Raw genomic sequence first — 20,634 nt, 5'->3', positions numbered from 1 at the left:
AGATAAAAAAAGATAGTAGGGATAATCAATCCTTACTATCTTTACTCTTATTATTCATATGTCTTTAAGAAATTCGTGTCTTTTTTATTTTATCCCGCTTTAATGGGCAGTAAGACCCCCACCTTAAAATGCAGCGAAAGCAAAGAATTTAGGTGGGGGTCGGGCTGCCCATTAAAGTCCGATTGGTGAGGGCTGATAATCAGTGGGGGATGAAGAACCCCCCCACTGATTAAAGTTTCACTTTATAGGAATGACTCTACCCGTTTCACTACTTTCAATTGCTAATTGAATAAGCCTGATAACCTCTAAGCCTTCTTGCGCTGTTACAGGTGGTTTCTCACCATTTACAATACTATCTCTTACACCTTTATAGTACATGTCATAACAGCCAACTTCTGTCGGAATACGCTCTAACTTTTCTTCAACATCTAAAGTAGCAAAATTCTCTTCAGCGTCTACTCCATAACCGTTATCGCCTGGCTTCATTCCATTTTTTAATTGTTCCTCCTGTGAATCCATACCGTATTTCACGATAGAACCTTTATCTCCATGCAGTGTAAAGTGTGGACCTGCTTGCTTAACGTAACTGCTACTATGTAAAGTGACACGTTTCACACCGTAGTGAAGTATAACATGGAAGTAATCATCAATTTCTGCACCTGGTCGTTGTTTAATCACATCTGCACTTATCGCATCTGGTTTCCCAAATAATGATAGTGCTTGGTCAATTAAATGCGATCCTAAATCATATAGTATACCTGATCCTGGTAAATTCTTTTCTCTCCAGCGATCACGTACATTCGGGCGAAAACGATCGAAATGCGCTTCATATGCGTATACATTTCCTATTCTATTTTCTTCTAACAATTTCTTTATCGTCAAGAAATCATTATCAAAACGACGATTATGATATACACTTAAAACCACATTATGTTGCTCTGCTAACGAAATAAGCTCTTCCCCTTCTTCAATTGAAACAACGAATGGTTTCTCCACAACTACATGCTTACCATGTAAAATTGCTTCTTTTACATATGGAAAATGAGTCGTATTCGGTGAAGTAATGACCACTAACTCAATATCAGCACGATTTACTAATTCCTCAATTGTGCCAACAACTTCAGCGTTTGGTAATGCTTGTTTCACTAGTTCTTCTTTTGAAGATAAAATAGCACGAATATCGTATTCTTCTATCGTTTGTAATAATGGGATGTGAAATGTTGTACTAGAAAACCCAAATCCTACAATCCCTACACCTATTCTTTTCATGTTGCCCCTCCATCTGTCCGGCTTCAACTAATAATCAGTGGGGATAAAGAAAACACTCACTGATTAAAGTTTCACTTTATGAGAACGATTTCATTCAATTATTATAACAAGATTATTGTTATGTACATAATAATTTGCCTATAAAAAAGCATCTTGCCATTATTCATAGCAAGATGCTTTTTTTAATTCGGTCGTTTTTTCGTCCACGTTTCAATAACTTCACCAGTATCATTAACATCTAGTACTAAACTACCGTTACTATACCGGTCTTTATTTCGATACGCTTTCGGATCAATTTCTTCTACAATGTGTTTCTCTGTCTTCATGTAAACTAGTTCATCGTCTCGAACGATTTCAATACCGACAATACGGTATGGATTACGTTTTAACTCTTTGAAAATAACAAGACCTCGCTTCGCCCTCGTTGATTTCTCAATTTCTGATGCTTTTAGACGTTTTACAGCACCACGCTGCGTTACGAGAATAAGTTGATCTTTTTCGCCATTTAACGGTTTACCAGAAGCAACATAGTCATCTTCTTTTAAATTAATGGCTTTCACACCAGCGGCCCTTACACCAACTGGACTTACTTCATCTTCATGGAAAATAAGTGCATATGCACCATAGGTTGCAAGAACGATATCACTCGTTCCATCTGTCGCAAATATATCTACTACTTCATCATCTTTTTTCAAGTTTACAGCAACGAACGCTCTCGAATAACGCTGTACTTTATATTGGTTTAATTCTGTTTTCTTAATCATACCATTCTTTGTTACAAATACGATAAATCGTTTTTCTTCTTCAAAATTCGGTACGACGGTCGCCCAAATAATCATTTCATCTCGCTCAAGTGAAACGAGGTTCGCAACGTGTTGACCTAAATCTTTCCAACGAATTTCTGGCATTTCATATACTGGCAGATATATATAGTTTCCTTTATTCGTAAATAAGAGGACTGTCTCTGTCGTGTTCGTATCGAATCGCTCCAGTAAGATGTCACCCTCTTTCATACCGAAGTCTTTCCCGTTCGATGCATTATGTGAACGCCAACCTGTTCGTTTCACATATCCTTCTTTCGTTACAGTAACGATGACATCTTCCTGCGGAATCATAACTTCCACATCAATTTTAATTTCCTCAATTTGGTCTTCAATAATAGCACGGCGATCATCACTATATGTTTTCTTTACTCTCTTCAAATCTGTTTTAATAACTTGAAGAAGTCTTTTTTCACTTTGTAAAATTGACTGTAATTCTGCAATTTTTGCACTTAATTCATCCGCTTCTTTTTCTAATGCTGTAATATCTGTATTTGTTAAACGATATAATTGCAACGAAACGATTGCTTCTGATTGTGCTTCTGTAAAGCCGAATTTAGCACTTAAATTATCTTTTGCATTACGCTTATCTTTAGAAGCACGGATTATTTCAATCACTTCATCTAAAATCGATAATGCTTTCTTTAAACCTTCTACAATATGCTGACGGTTTTCTGCTTTTCTTAATTCATATTTTGAGCGTTTTGTAACAACTTCTTTCTGATGCCCAATATATGCATCCAAAATCTTAGGTAACGTCATAAGTGTAGGACGACGATTATTTATCGCAACCATATTGAAGTTATATGGAATTTGTAAATCTGTATTTTTATATAAATAATTTAAAATACCTTCAGAATTTGCTTCTTTTTTTAATTCTACGACAATGCGAAGACCAGTACGGTCAGTCTCATCACGCACTTCAGCAATTCCATCTAGTTTTTTATCTATACGTAATTCATCCATTTTTTTAACAAGATTCGCTTTATTTACTTCATAAGGAATTTCAGTAATTACGATTTGTTGTTTTCCACCGCGAATCGTTTCAACTTCAGCTTTCCCGCGAATAATAATTTTACCTTTACCTGTTTCATACGCTTTTTTAATACCATCAATCCCTTGAATAATACCACCAGTCGGGAAATCAGGACCTTTAATAACTGTTAATAAATCATCCACCGTACTATTTGGTTTATCAATACGCATCATCGTCGCATCAATTACTTCCCCAAGGTGATGCGGAGGAATTTCTGTTGCATAGCCAGCTGAAATTCCTGTAGATCCGTTCACTAATAAGTTCGGGAACATTGCTGGTAATACAACAGGTTCTTCACTCGTATCATCAAAGTTTGACACGAATTCTACTGTTTCTTTATCAAGATCTCGCAATAATTCAGATGCGATTGGTGATAATCGGGCTTCCGTATAACGCATTGCCGCTGCTGGATCGCCATCCACACTACCATTATTACCATGCATTTCAACTAAAACATTACGTACTTTCCAAGTTTGACTTAAACGTACCATCGCCTCATATACAGAGGAATCACCGTGCGGATGGTAATTACCAATAACGTTACCGACTGTTTTAGCTGATTTACGAAACGCTTTATCATGTACATTTCCTTCTACATACATGGAATATAAAATACGTCTTTGTACCGGTTTTAAACCGTCACGCGCATCTGGAAGCGCGCGGTCTTGAATAATATATTTACTATAACGCGCAAAACGATTTCCTAACACGTCTTCAAGCGGGAGGTCATGAAACTTCTCTGCCTGCATGTTATTCCACCTCCGTCTCCATAATCATTTCATTTTCTAAAATATTTCCTTCATCTTGCATACCAAATTGTACATTGCGCTCAATCCATTTACGGCGTGGTTCTACTTTATCACCCATCAATGTCGTAACGCGGCGCTCTGCTCTTGCTACATCATCAATTTTCACGCGAATTAACGTACGCGTTTCGGGGTTCATCGTCGTTTCCCATAATTGATCTGCATTCATTTCGCCAAGTCCTTTATAACGTTGCAGCATATAACCCTTGCCAACTTTCTTCGTTACACTATCTAATTCTTCATCAGACCATGCATATTCAATTACTTCACTTTTCCCTTTTCCTTTACTTACTTTATATAAAGGTGGAAGTGCAATAAATACTTTACCAGCTTCAATAAGCGGCTTCATATAACGGTAGAAGAATGTTAGTAGTAATACTTGAATATGTGCTCCGTCCGTATCCGCATCGGTCATAATTACAACTTTATCGTAATTAATATCTTCAACAGCGAATTCATTCCCTACACCGCCGCCAATAGCATAAATAATTGTATTAATCTCTTCATTTTTAAAGATATCAGCAAGCTTTGCTTTTTCTGTATTGATTACTTTACCACGTAACGGTAATACCGCTTGGAAACGTCGGTCTCGACCTTGTTTCGCAGAACCACCGGCAGAGTCACCCTCCACTAGGTACAGTTCATTTTTTTGCGGGTTACGTGATTGTGCAGGTGTTAACTTACCACTTAATGTACCTTCTGATTTCTTTTTCTTTTTACCAGTACGTGCTTCCTCTCTCGCTTTACGAGCAGCTTCACGCGCTTGCGCTGCTTTAATTGCCTTTCTCACAAGAAGTGTAGCTACGTCCGGGTTTTCTTCTAAAAAGTAAGCTAAATGCTCTGATACAATGGCATCAATTGAAGAACGGGCTTCACTTGTACCTAGTTTCCCCTTCGTTTGTCCTTCAAACTGAAGTACTTCTTCTGGTACACGTACAGAAACGATAGCCGCTACACCTTCACGAATATCTGTACCTTCTAAGTTTTTATCTTTTTCTTTTAATAACGATACTTTACGAGCATACTCATTGAACACACGAGTCATTGCTGTCTTAAACCCAGCTTCGTGTGTTCCACCATCTTTTGTACGTACGTTATTTACAAACGAAAGAATATTTTCTGAGTAGCCATCGTTAAATTGGAATGCTAGCTCCGCCTCAATTCCATTTTGTTCACCAGTGAAATATACTACCGGATGGATTGAATCTTTTTCTTCGTTTAAGTATGAAACGAAAGCTTCGATTCCTGTTTCATAATGAAAGACATCTTCTAAATCATTTCGCTCATCTTTTATTGAGATTTTCATCCCTTTTAATAAGAATGCAGATTCACGTAATCTTTCACATAATGTTTCGTAATTGTAATTTGTCGTGCTGAAAATCGTTGTATCTGGTTTGAAATGCATTGTCGTACCAGACTCTTTCGTCTTCCCGATTTTCTCTAACGTCGTTGCAGGAACACCGCCATTTTCAAAGCGTTGTTCATAAATATTTCCGTCACGCTTAATCGTTACGACTAACCATTCAGATAAGGCGTTTACAACTGATGCCCCAACACCATGTAAACCACCACTCGTTTTGTAACCACCTTGACCAAACTTACCACCAGCATGAAGTACAGTTAAAATAACTTCAGGTGTAGGTTTCCCAAGTTTATGCATTCCCGTAGGCATTCCTCGCCCTTTATCTATAACGCTAATACTATTATCTTTATGTATTACGACAGAAATTTCGTCGCCAAATCCCGCTAACGCTTCGTCAACGGAGTTATCTACTATTTCATATACTAAATGATGCAATCCACGGCTATCCGTACTCCCGATATACATACCCGGGCGTTTTCGAACGGCTTCAAGTCCTTCTAGCACTTGAATTGCATCTTCATTATATTGGAACTGATGCTTCGCCAAACTCCTTGCCCCTTTCCTAATCAAATCAGAACATATGTTTCTATTATAGAATAACGCCTCGACTATAGTTTTGGCAAGTTATCTTATCTCTTTTATATACCATTTTCAATAGAAAAATCCTTGTTTTTTTCACAAGGATTCCTCTAGGCTACTATTTCAGAAAAATAATCGTTTGTCAACGAGAAATGGATATGTATGCCAAGATTACACATTCCAAACCTTTATCATGATCCAAATGATCAATATCCAAAATGGGATAACGAGTAACAATCCCCAAAAACAGCCTTTAAAAAATCTCATGATGAACACCTCGTTCATCGGCCCTACTTATCTATAACGAGGGCTGAATCAATCTTTCTCTCTTTAAAATCTATACTACTTTGTCATCGCATGTTCTACTTTAATACAACGATCCATTATTACAGTATAGCCTTTTTCATTTAACAGTTTATATGTATCTTCATCTTGTACTCCTAATTGTGCCCAAAAAACATCTGCATCAATCTCTACAAACTCTTTTGCAACATCCATTAAAAATTCTGAACGGCGGAATACATTTACAATGTCAACATGTTCCTTAATATCCTTTAGTGAAGAAACTGCTTTTTCTCCAAGCACCTCATCTACTGTTGGGTTTACTGGAATAATGCGATACCCCGCATCTTGCATTGCTTTTGAAACCATATACGATGTACGTTCTGGTTTATCCGATAATCCAACAACTGCAATCGTTTTACTTTTCTTTAATACTTCACCAATTTCCGTACGAGTTGGGTTTTCAATTGTCATAATTTATCCCTCCTATTCCTTTAGTATAGCCGATAAAGAAAGTCTCTTTCAATATGAAAGAGACTTTCTTTTATTTCAATTATTGATTCTTTGTAGCTGAATTATCTGCTAAAGTAGCTGTTTTCGTCATTTTTTGACCGTTACGATAGAATGTAACTTCTACTTTTTCGCCTACTTTTTTCTTTTCATATAAATATTTACGGAATTGAAGTGAATTTTCTACTTTTTGATTATCTAATGCTACTACAATATCATATTGCTCTAAACCAGCTTTTTCTGCAGGTGATATTGGGTAAATTTTACCTAATACAACGCCGTTTGTTACTTCTTTTGGTACTTTCAATTGATTTACTGCATAAGCTTGCACATCTTCTAATGAAACAACACCTACACCAAGAGCTGGACGTTTCACTACTCCGTCTTTTTCAAGTGATTCAATAACTGGTTTTGCGATATTAATTGGAATAGCAAATCCAATTCCTTCAACTTCTTGTTGTGCAATTTTACTTGAATTAATCCCAATTATTTCACCGTTTTGGTTAAATAACGCACCACCACTATTACCTGGGTTAATCGCTGCATCTGTTTGAATAACTTGAGCATTCCAATCCGCACGTTTATCGCCATCAATATCTACTGGAATTTCACGTTCTTTACTACTAATAATACCTTCCGTTACACTTCCATCAAAGCCTAGTGGGTTACCGATTGCAATTGCTTTTTCACCAGCTCGGATTTTACTTGAGTCACCTAAAGTGGCAACTTTATTTACATTAGACCCGTCAATTTCAACAACAGCTAAATCTAACCAAGGATCTTTCCCTACTAGTTTTGCATCTACTTGTTTACCATCACTTAATTTTACAGCAAGTTTATTTGCACCATCTACTACGTGGTTATTTGTTACAATATATGCTTTATTTCCTGCTTTTTTATAAATAACACCTGATCCTGAACCAGCTTGTTGTTCTTGGCCTGTTGGTTGCATTGCAAATGGATCAATGCTTTGTTGCATATTAATAACACCTACAACAACATCTTTCGCGCCTTCAATCATACCAGGTAAATCAGTTTCATTTTTAGCTTTATTGACAACAGGAACTACAGTACCTTCAACTTTTGAATCCGAACTGAATGATGATACGGCCGCTCCATTATTTTGAGCCCATGGCATATATGGTGCTGCAAAACTAATTGTGACAGCCCCAACTACCGCTCCGACTAAACCTGTGAAAAAATAACCTTTTTTACCGCCTGATTTTCTCACTTCTCTCGTTTCACTATGCTCTTCATTTAAATTCGGTCCGTCGTAATATCCCATGTTTTATTTCCCCTCTCTGGTGAATTCGTACTTTCAGTATAGTCACAGTTTGTGTCCTTCTTGTGAACTCATCGTGAAATCCAATTAAAAAAATACTCTTATCTAACATTGTAGCCAAGAAAAGTATTTTTTGTACATTCCACCTACAAAAGAGAGTATAAATTTGCTATATCCCAAAGCCAAATTACATAGTATTCTCAAGGTTATTCTTCAAATTTATAACCAACTCGAATAACAGTACCGATATGCTTCGCTTTATCTCCTAGCTTATTTCGTAGTTTTTTAATATGAGTATCAACTGTTCGGTCATCACCGTAGTAATCATATCCCCATAACTGATCTAATAAATGTTGACGTGACAACACAATTCCTTTGTTCTCCATTAGATAAACAAGAAGTTCAAATTCCTTATGTGTCAATATAATTTCTTCTCCATTTACTAGCACCGTTCTAGATAGACGATTTACTTCGATTCCAGCTAAGGACATAGTATTTTCTTCCGCTACTCCTACCACGCCATCCGCACGTTTCAATAACGTCTTCGCTCGAGCTACTAACACTTTCGGGCTGAAAGGTTTCGTTACATACTCATCTGCACCTAATTCGAACCCTAGTAATGTATCATCCTCATCTGAACGTGCTGTTAGCATAATAATTGGTACTGCTGATTCTTTTCTAATTCGTCTACAAACAGACCATCCATCTATTTCTGGTAACATAATATCTAACATAATTAAATCAATTTCATGCTCTGCAAATAATTCTAATGCTATTTTTCCGTCTTCTGCTTCGATTACTTCAAAGCCTTCATTACGAAAATAATCACTAACGATTTCACGTAGTCTTCTTTCATCTTCAACTAGTAATACTGTTTTATTCATATCATCTATCCCGCCTTTTTACTCTTTCAATCGAATAATACGTTGATTGGAGCTTCCGCGAAATGGAAGTGTTAAATCTTTTTTCTCGATTTCAAATCTTCCATCGACTAAAACATCCCCATAATGTAACAACTCTATCATATCATTATTTTGAGAACTCTGTATCTCTTCTAACGTATAACCTGTATACATCCATAGATTTTTTTTCAAGTCTTTCACAGCCTTTGCTACTTTTTTCACTTCCGCAGCTTGAAAAAATGGATCTCCACCTGAAAATGTTACATCAGTTAATGGATTACTTGCAATCTCTTTCACAATTTCTTCTACTGTCATTTCAGTCCCATTACAAATATTCCACGATTTCGGGTTATGGCAGCCGAAACAACGATGCGGACAGCCCGCAAAAAACACGGCTGTCCGCAACCCTTCTCCATCTACTACACTATCATGAATGATGTTCATCACTTTCATTTATGCTTCACCCGATCCATCTCTTCACTGCGTTTCGCACTATTCCACTTCGACATATCACCTACAAGATAACCTGTTATACGGCGAATTCTTTCTATATTAGCCTCGTCTTCATTTCCACAGCTTGGGCATTCATTACCAATAACTCCGTGGTAACTACAGCACTTACAACGGTCAACTGGATGATTAATTGAACCGTATCCAACGCCATGATCTGCCATCGCTCGTACAATTTGTTTTAACGCCTGTTTGTTATGCATAGCTGCTCCGTCTAGCTCAATATACGTAATGTGTCCCCCGTTACATAGGGCATGGAAAGGTCCTTCTAAACGAATTTTATTTATCGCTTGAATGTTATAGTAAACTGGGATATGGAATGAATTCGTATAATAATTATGGTTCGTTATACCGCTAATCACACCAAATTCTTCCCTATCCTTTTTCACAAACTTCCCTGATAATCCTTCTGCAGGAGTTGCAATTACTGAGAAATTCAGTTCATGTTCTTCCGTCGCTTTATCCATTCTATCTCTCATAAAGGAAATGATTTCATACCCGAGTTTCCATGACTCTTCATCTTCTCCATGATGCTTTCCAGTTAAAGCTACTAAACACTCTGCAAGACCGATAAAACCAAGACTTAACGTACCTTGCTTTAAAATGGATGCTACAGAATCTTCAGGATGTAACTTTTCTCCACCGCGCCATACACCTTGTGAATATAAAAATCGAAAATCTCTTGCTCGCTTCGTACATTGATACTCAAATCTCTCTAATAATTGCTTAATTCCTAAATCTAAGTAATAATTTAACGCTTCAAAAAATGCTTCTTTTGAGCCACTAATTAACGCTAATTTCACTAAGTTGATAGACGTAAATGATAAATTACCTCTTCCAATCGCTGTTTCTTCTCCATGTATGTTAGACATAACACGGGTACGACATCCCATGTAACATACTTCACTTTCCGGTCGCCCGTCATAATGCACGGCATTAAATGGCGCATCTAAAAATGAAAAGTTAGGGAATAACCGTTCAGCAGTTGTCTCTAGCGCTAATTCAAATAAATCATAGTTCGGATCACATTCTTCAAAGTTCACACCTTTTTTCATTTTAAAAATTTGAATAGGAAAAATTGGTGTTTCTCCTTTACCAAGACCAGCTTGTGTCGCTTTTAAAAGCTGTCTAACTAATAACCGACCTTCTTTTGATGTGTCTGTTCCATAATTAATAGAAATAAACGGTACTTGTCCCCCGCCCCTACTATGCATACTATTTGAATTGTGAATGAAAGCTTCACACGCCTGATACGTATCATTTTCTGTTTCTTTCCATGCAAATTCTTCTATTTGTTCTTTCGTAAGCGGATATGACTGTAATCGTTTCTTATGTCTCGCTACTGTTTTTCTCACATATGGAGCTAAATCAATATCAAAGAGTGCAAATGATTGACCACCGTGCTGCATATTTTGATTCGCCTGAAAAATAATAGACGAAAGAGCCAATGCACTTTTAATATCCTGCGGCTGTCTCATATGCCCATGTCCGGTATGAAAACCGTTCGCAAGCATTTGAGCTAACGGAATTTGCGAACAAGTCGTCGTTCCTGTCGCATAAAAATCTAAATCATGTGGATATAATATATTTTGATTTATCGCTTTTTTCACTTGATCTGACAATAAATTTTCAACTGCATAATATTTCGCACTCTCTGATGCGAACGTTCCCATTACCCCCATCGGAGAGCGGCCATCTACATTTGCATTTTCTTGCATTAAATCTTGCTCACTACCGTGGACAATCGTCTCAAACACTCTCATTAATTCTTCTCCACGTACATTTCGTTGTAACATTTATAACCCTCCACCAATATGTTGTTGTCTTTTGATTAAAATGTTACTACATATAGTCTTGGTGTTTCTGTGAGAAATGTAACATTCCTGTGAAATTTTTTTCACGAAATAATGAATTTTTCATTTACAAAAAAGAAATGTGCTCTTTACAAATGTATGGTACAATATACGGGAAAAACTCTTTTTACCCTTTATCAACACATTTGAATAAAGGAGACTGAACTTATGGTTACTACATATCTTTTATTTATCGTTGCCTACTTACTTGGCTCGATTCCATTCGCACTAGTCGTTGGAAAAATCGGCTACGGAATCGATATTCGTGAGCACGGAAGCGGTAATCTAGGCGGAACAAATACATTCCGCACACTAGGGAAAAAAGCAGGTTTTATCGTTACAATTGCTGACATTTTAAAAGGTACATTAGCAACAAGTCTACCGATTATTTTCGGATTAGATGTTCACCCACTGTGGTTCGGATTAGCAGCTGTTCTTGGACATGTGTATCCGATTTTTGCAAAATTCCGTGGTGGTAAAGCTGTTGCAACTTCTGCTGGCGTGCTATTATGCTACTCTCCAGTTGTTTTTGCAATATTAGCTGTTGTCTTTTTCAGCCTTTTATTTACAACAAGATACGTATCACTTTCTTCTATGGTAACAGCGGTTGTTGCTGTTATTGCATCCATTGTTAGCGGGGATAAAATCTTCATTATTGCGATGTGTTTATTAGCAGGTATGGTTATTTATAAACACCGTGCAAATATCGGACGAATTATAAATAAAACTGAACCGAAAGCAAACTTTTCAAAAAAGCAAAAATAAGATCGTAACCCACATAACGCAAAAAGAAAACGTGAAGCATATTAATAGCGTCTTTTTGCGTTATTTTTTATACTAAAGAAAAAGCAACATAATTTGGAGGAACTATACATGAATCTTTCCGTAACAAAAGAAGCAGCACAATGGTATAAAAACGAATTAAACTTACAATCGGGTGAAACACTACGCCTTTTCGTACAATACGGCGGTTGCAGTACTGTGCAAAAAGGACTTTCTTTAGGTATTCGTAAAGATGACCCTGCACATCCTGCTGTTCAAACTCAAGAAGAAGGTATTAACTTCTTTATTGAAGGCGATGATGAGTGGTTCTTCGATGGACATAATTTATCTGTTACATTTAACGACGGTGATGATTTCCCGCAATTTAATTATGAAAAATAAAAAAAGCGTGGCTTCTGCCACACTTTTTTTATTTTTTCTTAATTTCCTCATATTTCGCATACCACTCAGGATATAACTTTTTAAATGATACGGGCCTGAACCCTTCTTTTTTCGCACAAATATTCGTCGTAGTTGCAGTAATACAAAGATCTCCATCACCGTTATATATTTCATAACCATATACAACACGAAGCGGGCTCACAGTGTCCACCCACGTTTTCACAATTGCTTTTTCACCGTAACGCATCGCTTTACGATATGAAATTTGTAAGTCTAACACAGGAGAAATAATTCCCTCTTTCTCCATTTCAACATATGAAAATCCCAAATCTTGTATAAGTTTCGTACGGCCTAGTTCAAGCCACACCAAATAGTTTGAATGGTAAACAACACCCATTTGATCTGTTTCCGCATAACGGATCTCAACTTCATGTTCTGCTACAAACATTTCTATTCGCCGTTGCCATAAACTTATAAAAATCTATAAATTTTGTTTATTTCCCTGTTCTACGTGTCCGATTTCACAGAAGCTACTTTCGTTTGATATAACACTCCGAGGGCGTAAATTCGGATACAACGAATCCTACATATTAGCCGTAACTTTTTTTAGATGTTAACTGGCTAATTCATACCGTGACAAATTGATAGCCGCATTTAAATCCCTATCCATTTCGTGACCACAAGTGCATTTGTATACACGGTCAGAAAGTTTTAGTTCTTTATTGATGCTTCCACAACTGGAACACATTTTTGAAGAAGGATACCATGTATCAGCTTCTACAAATTCAATACCATATTTTTCACACTTGTATTGAATTTGTCTTTTGAACTCATATAAACACTGCCTCGCAATCGCTTTAGCTAGGTGTCTATTCTTCATCAGACCTTTCATATGCAACGTCTCCATCACAATGCGAAATGGCTTGGTTTTCACAATTTCGCTCGTGGATTGATGAAGATGATTCTTTCTGATATTTGATAACCTTCTATGTAGTTGTCGTATCTCTTTCTCGATTTTTATAATGTTGCTTGTTTTGACAAAACGGTTTCCCTCCTTATTCATTTCATATTTACGAGAAACTTGACATTGCAACCTACGAAGGCGTTTCTCTGCCTGTCTTACCATTTTTGTTTTGTTTATATTGTTCTTCCTCTGCCCATCAGAACAATATGCTAATTCTTTGATTCCAATATCTATTCCTAACGAAACAGCCGTTAACTTCTCTTTTGTAAACTCCTGTTCAATACCGACAGACAAATACCAATACTTACCGTCAAAGCTAACGCGTGGATTAGAGTACTTAACCCCTACAGGTAACTTTTCGGATGTTTTCACCCAACCAACTTTCTCAATCAAAACTTGTTTTTCTTTTACTTTTAACTTGATATTATCATTGTAAAAAGAGAGTTTTGCTTTCCTTCTGCTTTTGAATCGTGGTTTATCAGCCAGTCCCTTGAAAAATCGCTTATATGCTTCACAAGCATCTTTAATCGCTTGTTTCGCTATATTATTTGAAACATCGTACAACCAAGCATATTCTTCAGTCTGCTTTAATACAGTTAATTCTTTCCGTAAAAAACCGTCTGATATGAACTTTCCGCCATTCTTGTAATTCTCTTCTTGCTTCGCCAGTGTCCAATTATAAGCCCATCTTGCCGTACCAACAGATTTCCAAAGTTGCAATTCTTGTTCTTTATTCGGCTTGATTCTCACTTTCTTCGCAAGCATCATTTTCCAGCAACCCCTTAACCATCTTCTTAGCTTATTTTCCCTTGAAGATGGCAACTAGTTTGTTCTATCCTACCTGCCTTTTTTTGCAAAATCACCAATTGAATATACTTTCATATTTTTCATCTACAAATATTTTATCACTAATTATATATTTTTGTAGATATACACTAACTGTTTCTTCCCTTCTTTCACTTCTGCTACCTTGCATACATTTAATCATAATACAGCGGAATCAAAAATAAAATAAAAACAGTGAATCTTTTACCGAAAGGAGCAAGCATATGATTCAAATTGTAACTGTTCGTAGCGGTGATAGCGTATATAGCTTGGCATCAAAATATGGATCAACACCTGATGAAATAGTAAAAGACAATGGACTAAATCCATCTGAAACACTCGTCGTTGGTCAGGCACTAATCGTGAATACGAAAGGAAATAATTATTATGTACAGCCTGGCGATAGCCTCTATCGAATTTCTCAAACATATAACGTTCCTCTCGCTAGCTTAGCTAAAGTGAATAACTTATCTTTAAAATCCATTCTCCATGTCGGGCAGCAATTATATATACCGAAAGGGACAAAACGAGCAGTAGAATCCATCGCTTATTTACAACCTTCAACTATACCTATTAAAGAAAGTTTAGTTAATGCTACGCGTGCTATTAATCCATTTTTAACATACTTAGCTTACTTCAGTTTCGAGGCAAAAAGAGATGGTACGTTAAAAGAACCAACTGAAACAGCTAAAATCGCTAATATTGCAACGCAAGGTAAAACCATCCCTATGCTCGTTATTACAAATATTGAAAATGGAAATTTCAGTGCCGATCTAACGTCAGTTATTTTACGTGATGCAACGATTCAAAACAAATTTATTACAAACATTTTGCAAACAGCTGAGAAATATGGTATGCGAGACATTCATTTTGATTTCGAGAGCGTGGCACCTGAAGATCGCGAAGCGTATAATCGTTTTTTACGAAATGTGAAAACACGATTACCTAACGGATACACATTAAGTACAACGCTTGTACCGAAAACAAGTTCAAATCAAAAAGGGAAATTTTTTGAAGCTCACGATTATAAAGCACAAGGACAAATTGTTGATTTCGTCGTTATTATGACATACGACTGGGGTTGGCAAGGCGGACCACCGATGGCTATTTCTCCTATCGGTCCTGTAAAAGAAGTACTTCAATACGCAAAATCTCAAATGCCTCCCCAAAAAATTATGATGGGGCAAAATTTATACGGATTTGATTGGAAACTTCCGTTCAAACAAGGGAATCCGCCAGCAAAAGCAGTTAGCTCTGTCGCAGCTGTTGCACTAGCTCGTAAATACAATGTCCCTATCCGCTATGACTTCACAGCTCAAGCTCCACATTTCAATTACTTTGACGAAAACGGCGTACAACACGAAGTTTGGTTTGAAGATTCGAGATCTATTCAAAGTAAATTCAACTTAATGAAAGAACAAGGCATTGGTGGTATTAGTTACTGGAAGATCGGTTTACCATTCCCGCAAAATTGGCGTTTACTCGTTGAAAATTTTACGATTACGAAAAAGGGCTGACAAAAGTCAGCCCTTTTTTACTATTAAAAATCCGTCACAAAAAAGAAGAATGACAACATTCTCCCTTTTTAACCGTTATCAACAATCGGTTGTTTACCTGTTTGGTCTTGCATTTGCTTTCCTTTATTGCCACCAGCTTTTTTTGATTGTGTCCCAATATGATTCGGTGCAAAGTCTTTTGAATTTTTTTTCGGATTACCCATTACTATCGCCTCCTTAACACTAGTATCGTACTAGTGTTAAGAATTATTCAGCTTGCTTAAAAAGTTTCATTTCATAACGTTTTTCAATACGCTCTTCAATACGATCGATTGCATCACGATCGCTTAATAATTGTTGTTTATTTTCTTTCACAAGTTCGTCAAATGATTTACGGCGACTTCTTCTCACGCTGTTCACCCTCTCTCCTTCGCATTCTTACTATACATAGTATGAGCAAAGGAAAAACTCTTTAATCAGATTTGCAAGAAAATTTTATGTTTTAGTACTCCTAAAAAACTCCGTGTACAGTAAACCGTACACGGAGTTTTTTTATACCATCATATTTAAATACTCTTTTAACTTTTCATCTGCATTCATTTCACTTTGTTTATACTCACTTAGCGCTTGCAGTACGAAATCATACTGTTCTAAAATATAACTTTCTAATTTCAGGACGTCCTCTAGGCTATTAAGCATAATTCTCGTATTACCAACTTCACTTTTTAACGCCGGTTCACAATTTAAACTCGTACATATTTCTTTCACATCATCTTCTAATATCTCTGTTAATACGTATTTCTTTCGCCCTTTTACTTTTACTCTCATAACTGGATAAAAAGCTTTTATATCTAAATAGTTTCCTACATTCATGCAACGAACCCATTCGATATCACGTTTATTTCGTACAAGCATCTTTTTTACTACTTCATATACTGCTGTTTCATCAAGTACTTCCGTATCCGATTTCCTGTTTGTTTCTTCTTCAATAGATGCACATTTTTGATAAACAGCTGCACACGTAATACAATCATCAAATGCATTATGAGAACTTAAACGAATGCCAAGCATTCGCTTTAACGTTTCAAGTTTATGATTAGGCGCGTGCTTCATATATTTCTTTGCTAAAAACACAGTGTCAATCACTTTATTTTTAGGCTCAGGCAGCCCAAGCATATTTACATTGCTTTTCAAAAAACGCATATCAAAAGATGCATTATGAGCGACAATTACATTTGTATGTAAAAATGCTAAAAATAAAGGTAATACTTCTTCAATCGTCGGTGCATCTGAAACACGATAATTTGTAATACCTGTTAAACTCGTTATTCGGTCCGGAATTGAACGCTCTGGATTCACATAGGAAACAAACTGATCTACTAGTTCATGATTACGATATTTCACTGCTGCAACTTGAATAATTTTATCATTATAAGGGTTAAATCCTGTTGTTTCAAAATCAATTACAACATAATCTAACGGTAAGGATATATTCCCCACTCCATACACTCCTTTATCTCTAAACGTTTATATTTCTTTTATCATAACATGCTGCTATCACTACGTGAAAAAGAAAAGGCAGAAATGGTAACTTTCCACTTCTACCTTTTCACCGTTATTTTAATTTAGCAATCCGTTTCTCCATCTCTTTTTGCGTCATTGGTCCAATGAACTTATCTTGAATGACACCTTTCGTATCTATAAAATAAGAAGTTGGGATCGTAATTACTTTATAGGCTGTCGTTACATCAATATTCTTGTCCAATAAAATAGGAAAAGTAATTCCTTTTTCCTTAGCAAAATTACTTACCTTTTCTACACCCCCACCTTTTTCTGAAGGTGTATAATTTATTGCTAAAATTTCTACGTTTTCTTTATGTTCTTTATAGAAAGCCTCCATATCAGGCATTTCTTGCTGGCAAGGTCCACACCACGTTGCCCAAAAGTTTACAATCACTTTCTTTCCTTTTAAATCTGATAACTTTACATCCGTTCCATCTAACTTCATTAATGTAAAGTCCGGAGCACTCTTCCCTATTTCAATACCATTACTTGCAATCATCTCTTTCATAGCAGCTTCACTTTTTTCTTGCTTCCCTTGTACCACCTGATCGTTTTTACCAAACTGTTCATACGCTGCATATCCGGCTAAACAAAGTAACACTACAATAATCGTAAACTTCCGCCACATTTTATATCACCCTAACGTGTTTGTCTTCTTATAACTTAATTAACAAAATACTGTATACCTTATTTTAGCTTATACGGACGAGCTTGGAAATATTCACAGTCGAAATAATCGGAATATTTGTAATTTAAATGAAATATTTACCTTTATATCATATAATTAGAAATATATACAAAAACTGCGAGGTGATATGTATTTTACAATTGCTAATTAACCCTTTCACTTTCGTTTTTTTCACTTTACCATTACTATGTATTTGTTCGAGCAGTTTGCTATACAAATTTAAATGGGCTGCTATTATTATTTCTTTTACTGTCCCGTTTATATTTTTCATTATCGTTTCTGAATTTGACATACACCTAGCTTTACAAAGCTTTGATGCTTGGATCATTTTTAGTGCTGTTTATTCTGTACTTTCCTACATAACGGCAGCATTAATAAGAAGAAAACTCCACATATAGAAATTTCAAAAAGGAGGATGTTTTTATGAACTTATTTGAAAAAATACTATTATATATTCTTAGTTTTATATTTTCCCCAATCGGCATTATTACTTGGATCATCTCGCTCTTCAGTAAAGATCCTGAAAAAAGGCAAGTGGGACGTATTTGCCTCTATATCGCTTTAATCTCATTTATCCTATTAGCCGGCCTTGGTTTTCTTAGTTTCTTCACGACGACTATGACTACCACTACTATACAGAAGTTATAGAAAGGATGATTATTTTGGGAGAACATCCTATAAGTAAAGAACTTCGTTATATACGGATATGTTTAGTTGTTTTAGTAATTGTTCTTTTATTTTTCAATAGTAAAAAAGTCGTTGAAATTTCTACAAATCATGATTCTACAGAAAATGTTTCGACCAGTAATATGACACAGATTGCTGAAAATACATTCGCTATTCAAGAATATAACCCCTCTCTAAGTAGCGAACATACGGTCAAAATTTTCAAATATAATCCAGATACAAACCAACTTACTCTGGTGAAAGAGTTTAGTACTAACGATACTGAGTCTTATACGTATCAACTTAATACGAGTGAATAAAGATAAGAGCACTATGTCGCTCTTATCTTTTTATTAACATCTTTTTGAAAAATGACTTATATGTTAGTAATTCTTTAGGATCCCCACATTCCACAACACTTCCATTATTCATGACAACAACTCGATCCGCTATCATCGCCCTCTCAACATCATGTGTTGTCACAACTCTCGTTACATTTCTTCCTAGCCCTTTAAGCATATTCCAAACTACTTCTTGATTATCCGGATCTAATCCAGCAGTCGGTTCATCTAAAATAATAAGATTCGGATTTGAACCCATTGCTCGCAATAATGCAAGACGTTTTCTTTCTCCTCCCGAAAACTCTTCACCACTTTTATGTAATACAGTTTCAATCCCCCCAGATAAATCTCTAATAATTGGTTTCACATTTACAAGTTCAATATTTTTTTCTAATCGATCTTCTAAATACTCTTCTCCGAAATACATATTCTCTTTTACTGTCGTCCGAAAGAAACGAGGTTCTTGCCACACTGTCGTCATACGAGCCTCATTACCATGATAAACAATGCTACCGCTAGATGGTTTATACAAACCTGTCATTAATTTTAAAAGCGTTGTTTTTCCTGCACCACTTTCCCCCACAATAATAACGAGTTCACCAGGGTAAATTTGCAAATCAATATTATGAATTCTGCATTTCTCTTCATCATTCTCCTGAAATGAAACATTTGTTACCGTCATCCCCATCGCTCTTTCTACCTTACTATCTGCCACTTTTTTATCTAAAAATGAAAAAACTCTATTTGCCGAAGCGACTGCAACTTGTGTCATCATTAATAAATCGCCAACGTAACGAACTGGAAAAAAGAGCATTTCAATTGTAGCTAATACCGCAACAAGTGAGCCAACTTCCATTTCCCCCTTCATTATTTTCTGCGCACCTATAATGAGAACAACGATATATGCTCCTGTTTCAATCATTGTTCCAACTACTCCAATACAATGTTGCATCATCGTCTTCTTTACTTCTGTTTTATAAGATTGTGCCGTTACTCCTTTAAATACGCACATGGCCCACTTTTCTTTTTGCAAACTACGTAAATCTTGTGCTCCTTTTACAAACTGTGAAACCATCTCTACAACACTTGATTGATCGCTTTGAGCAATGCTTGCAATATTTCTTACCTTTTCCCCCATCAACATCGGAACCGTTGCACTTAAAAATAAAAACGGAGTTACCCATAATATGAACATGATATCTATATGTTGTAGTGCTATGAACGCACCTATAAATTGCGCAATGGCGTGTATATATTCTATTAATATAGAACCATATAACCTAATCCAATTCGGAATATCAGACACAACTAACGTCTCTAACTCTCCTTGTTTAATTTTCTCACTCTCTTCAAACGATAATGAGAAAAAATGGCGTAATACATCTATACGCTTCTTTCGCAATATTCGTTGACTTGCTTTGGAGCTTATATAATCAAATGACAGATTGTTGATCCACATCAACAATCGGCTAGCTGCAAATAAAATAATGTAAAGGTACGCCTCCTTTAACTCCCGTTGAATAAGGTTATCTATAATTAATCCCATTAAAATCGGTCTAGATAAGTTTAAAATAGCTGCGAAGGAGCCACTGCATACAGCTGCTATTACTAACATTTTTTCTTTCTGTAACGGTAACAATATTCTTTTATATTTTTTCATGACCTTTCCTCCATTTTTTTAAGTAAAAAGAAAGGGATGAAACCAAATGGTTTC

General features: G+C 36.1%; 20 protein-coding genes. 5 read left to right on the top strand and 15 right to left on the bottom strand.

Annotated features, from left to right (window positions below):
* Positions 1-237 precede the first annotated feature (237 nt).
* From BAQ44_RS16650 to BAQ44_RS16615, 8 genes are all read right to left on the bottom strand, one after another.
* Complete coding sequence (locus BAQ44_RS16650; RefSeq protein WP_071722456.1) at positions 238-1,269, bottom strand: oxidoreductase; 1,032 nt, start codon at positions 1,267-1,269, stop codon at positions 238-240.
* Between the two features lie 182 nt (positions 1,270-1,451).
* Entirely contained in the window at positions 1,452-3,875 is a 2,424-nt protein-coding gene (gene parC, locus BAQ44_RS16645; RefSeq protein WP_071722454.1) for a DNA topoisomerase IV subunit A, read from the bottom strand.
* A gap of 1 nt (position 3,876) precedes the next feature.
* Positions 3,877-5,841 carry a DNA topoisomerase IV subunit B gene (gene parE, locus BAQ44_RS16640; protein ID WP_071722452.1) on the bottom strand — a complete coding sequence of 655 codons (1,965 nt, stop codon included), beginning with the start codon at positions 5,839-5,841 and terminating at the stop codon, positions 3,877-3,879.
* 375 nt (positions 5,842-6,216) lie between these two features.
* On the bottom strand, positions 6,217-6,630 hold the full coding sequence (locus BAQ44_RS16635; RefSeq protein ID WP_063262474.1) for a CoA-binding protein: 414 nt from the start codon (positions 6,628-6,630) through the stop codon (positions 6,217-6,219).
* 79 nt (positions 6,631-6,709) lie between these two features.
* Positions 6,710-7,951: a S1C family serine protease gene (locus BAQ44_RS16630; RefSeq protein ID WP_063262473.1), complete on the bottom strand. Its 1,242-nt coding sequence runs from the start codon at positions 7,949-7,951 to the stop codon at positions 6,710-6,712.
* Between the two features lie 203 nt (positions 7,952-8,154).
* Positions 8,155-8,832, bottom strand: coding sequence for a response regulator transcription factor (locus BAQ44_RS16625; RefSeq protein WP_061679915.1), 678 nt, complete (start codon positions 8,830-8,832; stop codon positions 8,155-8,157).
* A gap of 18 nt (positions 8,833-8,850) precedes the next feature.
* Positions 8,851-9,303 (bottom strand): anaerobic ribonucleoside-triphosphate reductase activating protein, encoded by a 453-nt coding sequence (gene nrdG, locus BAQ44_RS16620; protein WP_071722450.1) that lies wholly within the window; start codon positions 9,301-9,303, stop codon positions 8,851-8,853.
* On the bottom strand, positions 9,300-11,156 hold the full coding sequence (locus BAQ44_RS16615; RefSeq protein ID WP_063262472.1) for an anaerobic ribonucleoside triphosphate reductase: 1,857 nt from the start codon (positions 11,154-11,156) through the stop codon (positions 9,300-9,302). The genes nrdG and BAQ44_RS16615 overlap by 4 nt, the downstream gene beginning before the upstream one ends.
* A gap of 225 nt (positions 11,157-11,381) precedes the next feature.
* On the opposite strand from BAQ44_RS16615, the gene plsY reads away from it, so the two are divergent.
* Positions 11,382-11,978 (top strand): glycerol-3-phosphate 1-O-acyltransferase PlsY, encoded by a 597-nt coding sequence (gene plsY, locus BAQ44_RS16610; RefSeq protein WP_000258967.1) that lies wholly within the window; start codon positions 11,382-11,384, stop codon positions 11,976-11,978.
* 108 nt (positions 11,979-12,086) lie between these two features.
* Entirely contained in the window at positions 12,087-12,377 is a 291-nt protein-coding gene (locus BAQ44_RS16605; protein ID WP_001054449.1) for a HesB/YadR/YfhF family protein, read from the top strand.
* A gap of 28 nt (positions 12,378-12,405) precedes the next feature.
* Here BAQ44_RS16605 and BAQ44_RS16600 read toward each other — a convergent pair whose 3' ends face one another.
* Positions 12,406-12,825 (bottom strand): acyl-CoA thioesterase, encoded by a 420-nt coding sequence (locus tag BAQ44_RS16600; RefSeq protein WP_000495809.1) that lies wholly within the window; start codon positions 12,823-12,825, stop codon positions 12,406-12,408.
* Positions 12,826-12,990: 165 nt separating this feature from the next.
* The gene (locus BAQ44_RS16595; RefSeq protein WP_071722448.1) at positions 12,991-14,109 is read right to left on the bottom strand and encodes an RNA-guided endonuclease InsQ/TnpB family protein; all 1,119 of its coding nucleotides are present in this window, start codon (positions 14,107-14,109) and stop codon (positions 12,991-12,993) included.
* A 281-nt stretch (positions 14,110-14,390) separates the two neighbouring features.
* Here BAQ44_RS16595 and BAQ44_RS16590 point away from each other — a divergent pair, with 281 nt between their 5' ends.
* Entirely contained in the window at positions 14,391-15,683 is a 1,293-nt protein-coding gene (locus BAQ44_RS16590) for a glycoside hydrolase family 18 protein (protein WP_071722447.1), read from the top strand.
* A gap of 68 nt (positions 15,684-15,751) precedes the next feature.
* Here BAQ44_RS16590 and sspN read toward each other — a convergent pair whose 3' ends face one another.
* From sspN to BAQ44_RS16570, 4 genes are all read right to left on the bottom strand, one after another.
* The gene (gene sspN, locus BAQ44_RS16585) at positions 15,752-15,886 is read right to left on the bottom strand and encodes an acid-soluble spore protein SspN (protein WP_000527987.1); all 135 of its coding nucleotides are present in this window, start codon (positions 15,884-15,886) and stop codon (positions 15,752-15,754) included.
* Positions 15,887-15,929: 43 nt separating this feature from the next.
* Positions 15,930-16,073 carry an FbpB family small basic protein gene (locus BAQ44_RS16580; protein ID WP_001254697.1) on the bottom strand — a complete coding sequence of 48 codons (144 nt, stop codon included), beginning with the start codon at positions 16,071-16,073 and terminating at the stop codon, positions 15,930-15,932.
* A 141-nt stretch (positions 16,074-16,214) separates the two neighbouring features.
* Positions 16,215-17,162: a 3'-5' exonuclease gene (locus tag BAQ44_RS16575; protein ID WP_071722446.1), complete on the bottom strand. Its 948-nt coding sequence runs from the start codon at positions 17,160-17,162 to the stop codon at positions 16,215-16,217.
* Between the two features lie 115 nt (positions 17,163-17,277).
* Entirely contained in the window at positions 17,278-17,853 is a 576-nt protein-coding gene (locus BAQ44_RS16570) for a TlpA family protein disulfide reductase (protein ID WP_063262469.1), read from the bottom strand.
* A gap of 483 nt (positions 17,854-18,336) precedes the next feature.
* Between BAQ44_RS16570 and BAQ44_RS16560 the strand changes: the two genes are divergently transcribed.
* Both BAQ44_RS16560 and BAQ44_RS16555 read left to right on the top strand, forming a co-directional pair.
* Positions 18,337-18,561, top strand: a complete 225-nt coding sequence (locus BAQ44_RS16560; protein ID WP_063262468.1) for a hypothetical protein — start codon at positions 18,337-18,339, stop codon at positions 18,559-18,561.
* A 5-nt stretch (positions 18,562-18,566) separates the two neighbouring features.
* Positions 18,567-18,899 carry a YmzC family protein gene (locus BAQ44_RS16555; RefSeq protein ID WP_080467759.1) on the top strand — a complete coding sequence of 111 codons (333 nt, stop codon included), beginning with the start codon at positions 18,567-18,569 and terminating at the stop codon, positions 18,897-18,899.
* A gap of 22 nt (positions 18,900-18,921) precedes the next feature.
* Here BAQ44_RS16555 and BAQ44_RS16550 read toward each other — a convergent pair whose 3' ends face one another.
* Positions 18,922-20,580 (bottom strand): ABC transporter ATP-binding protein, encoded by a 1,659-nt coding sequence (locus BAQ44_RS16550; protein ID WP_071722444.1) that lies wholly within the window; start codon positions 20,578-20,580, stop codon positions 18,922-18,924.
* Positions 20,581-20,634: the final 54 nt, after the last annotated feature.

Origin of the sequence: Bacillus mobilis (genome assembly GCF_001884045.1) — a bacterium.
Taxonomy (GTDB): Bacteria; Bacillota; Bacilli; order Bacillales; family Bacillaceae_G; genus Bacillus_A; species Bacillus_A mobilis.
This window is presented reverse-complemented; position numbering and strand designations above follow the sequence as displayed.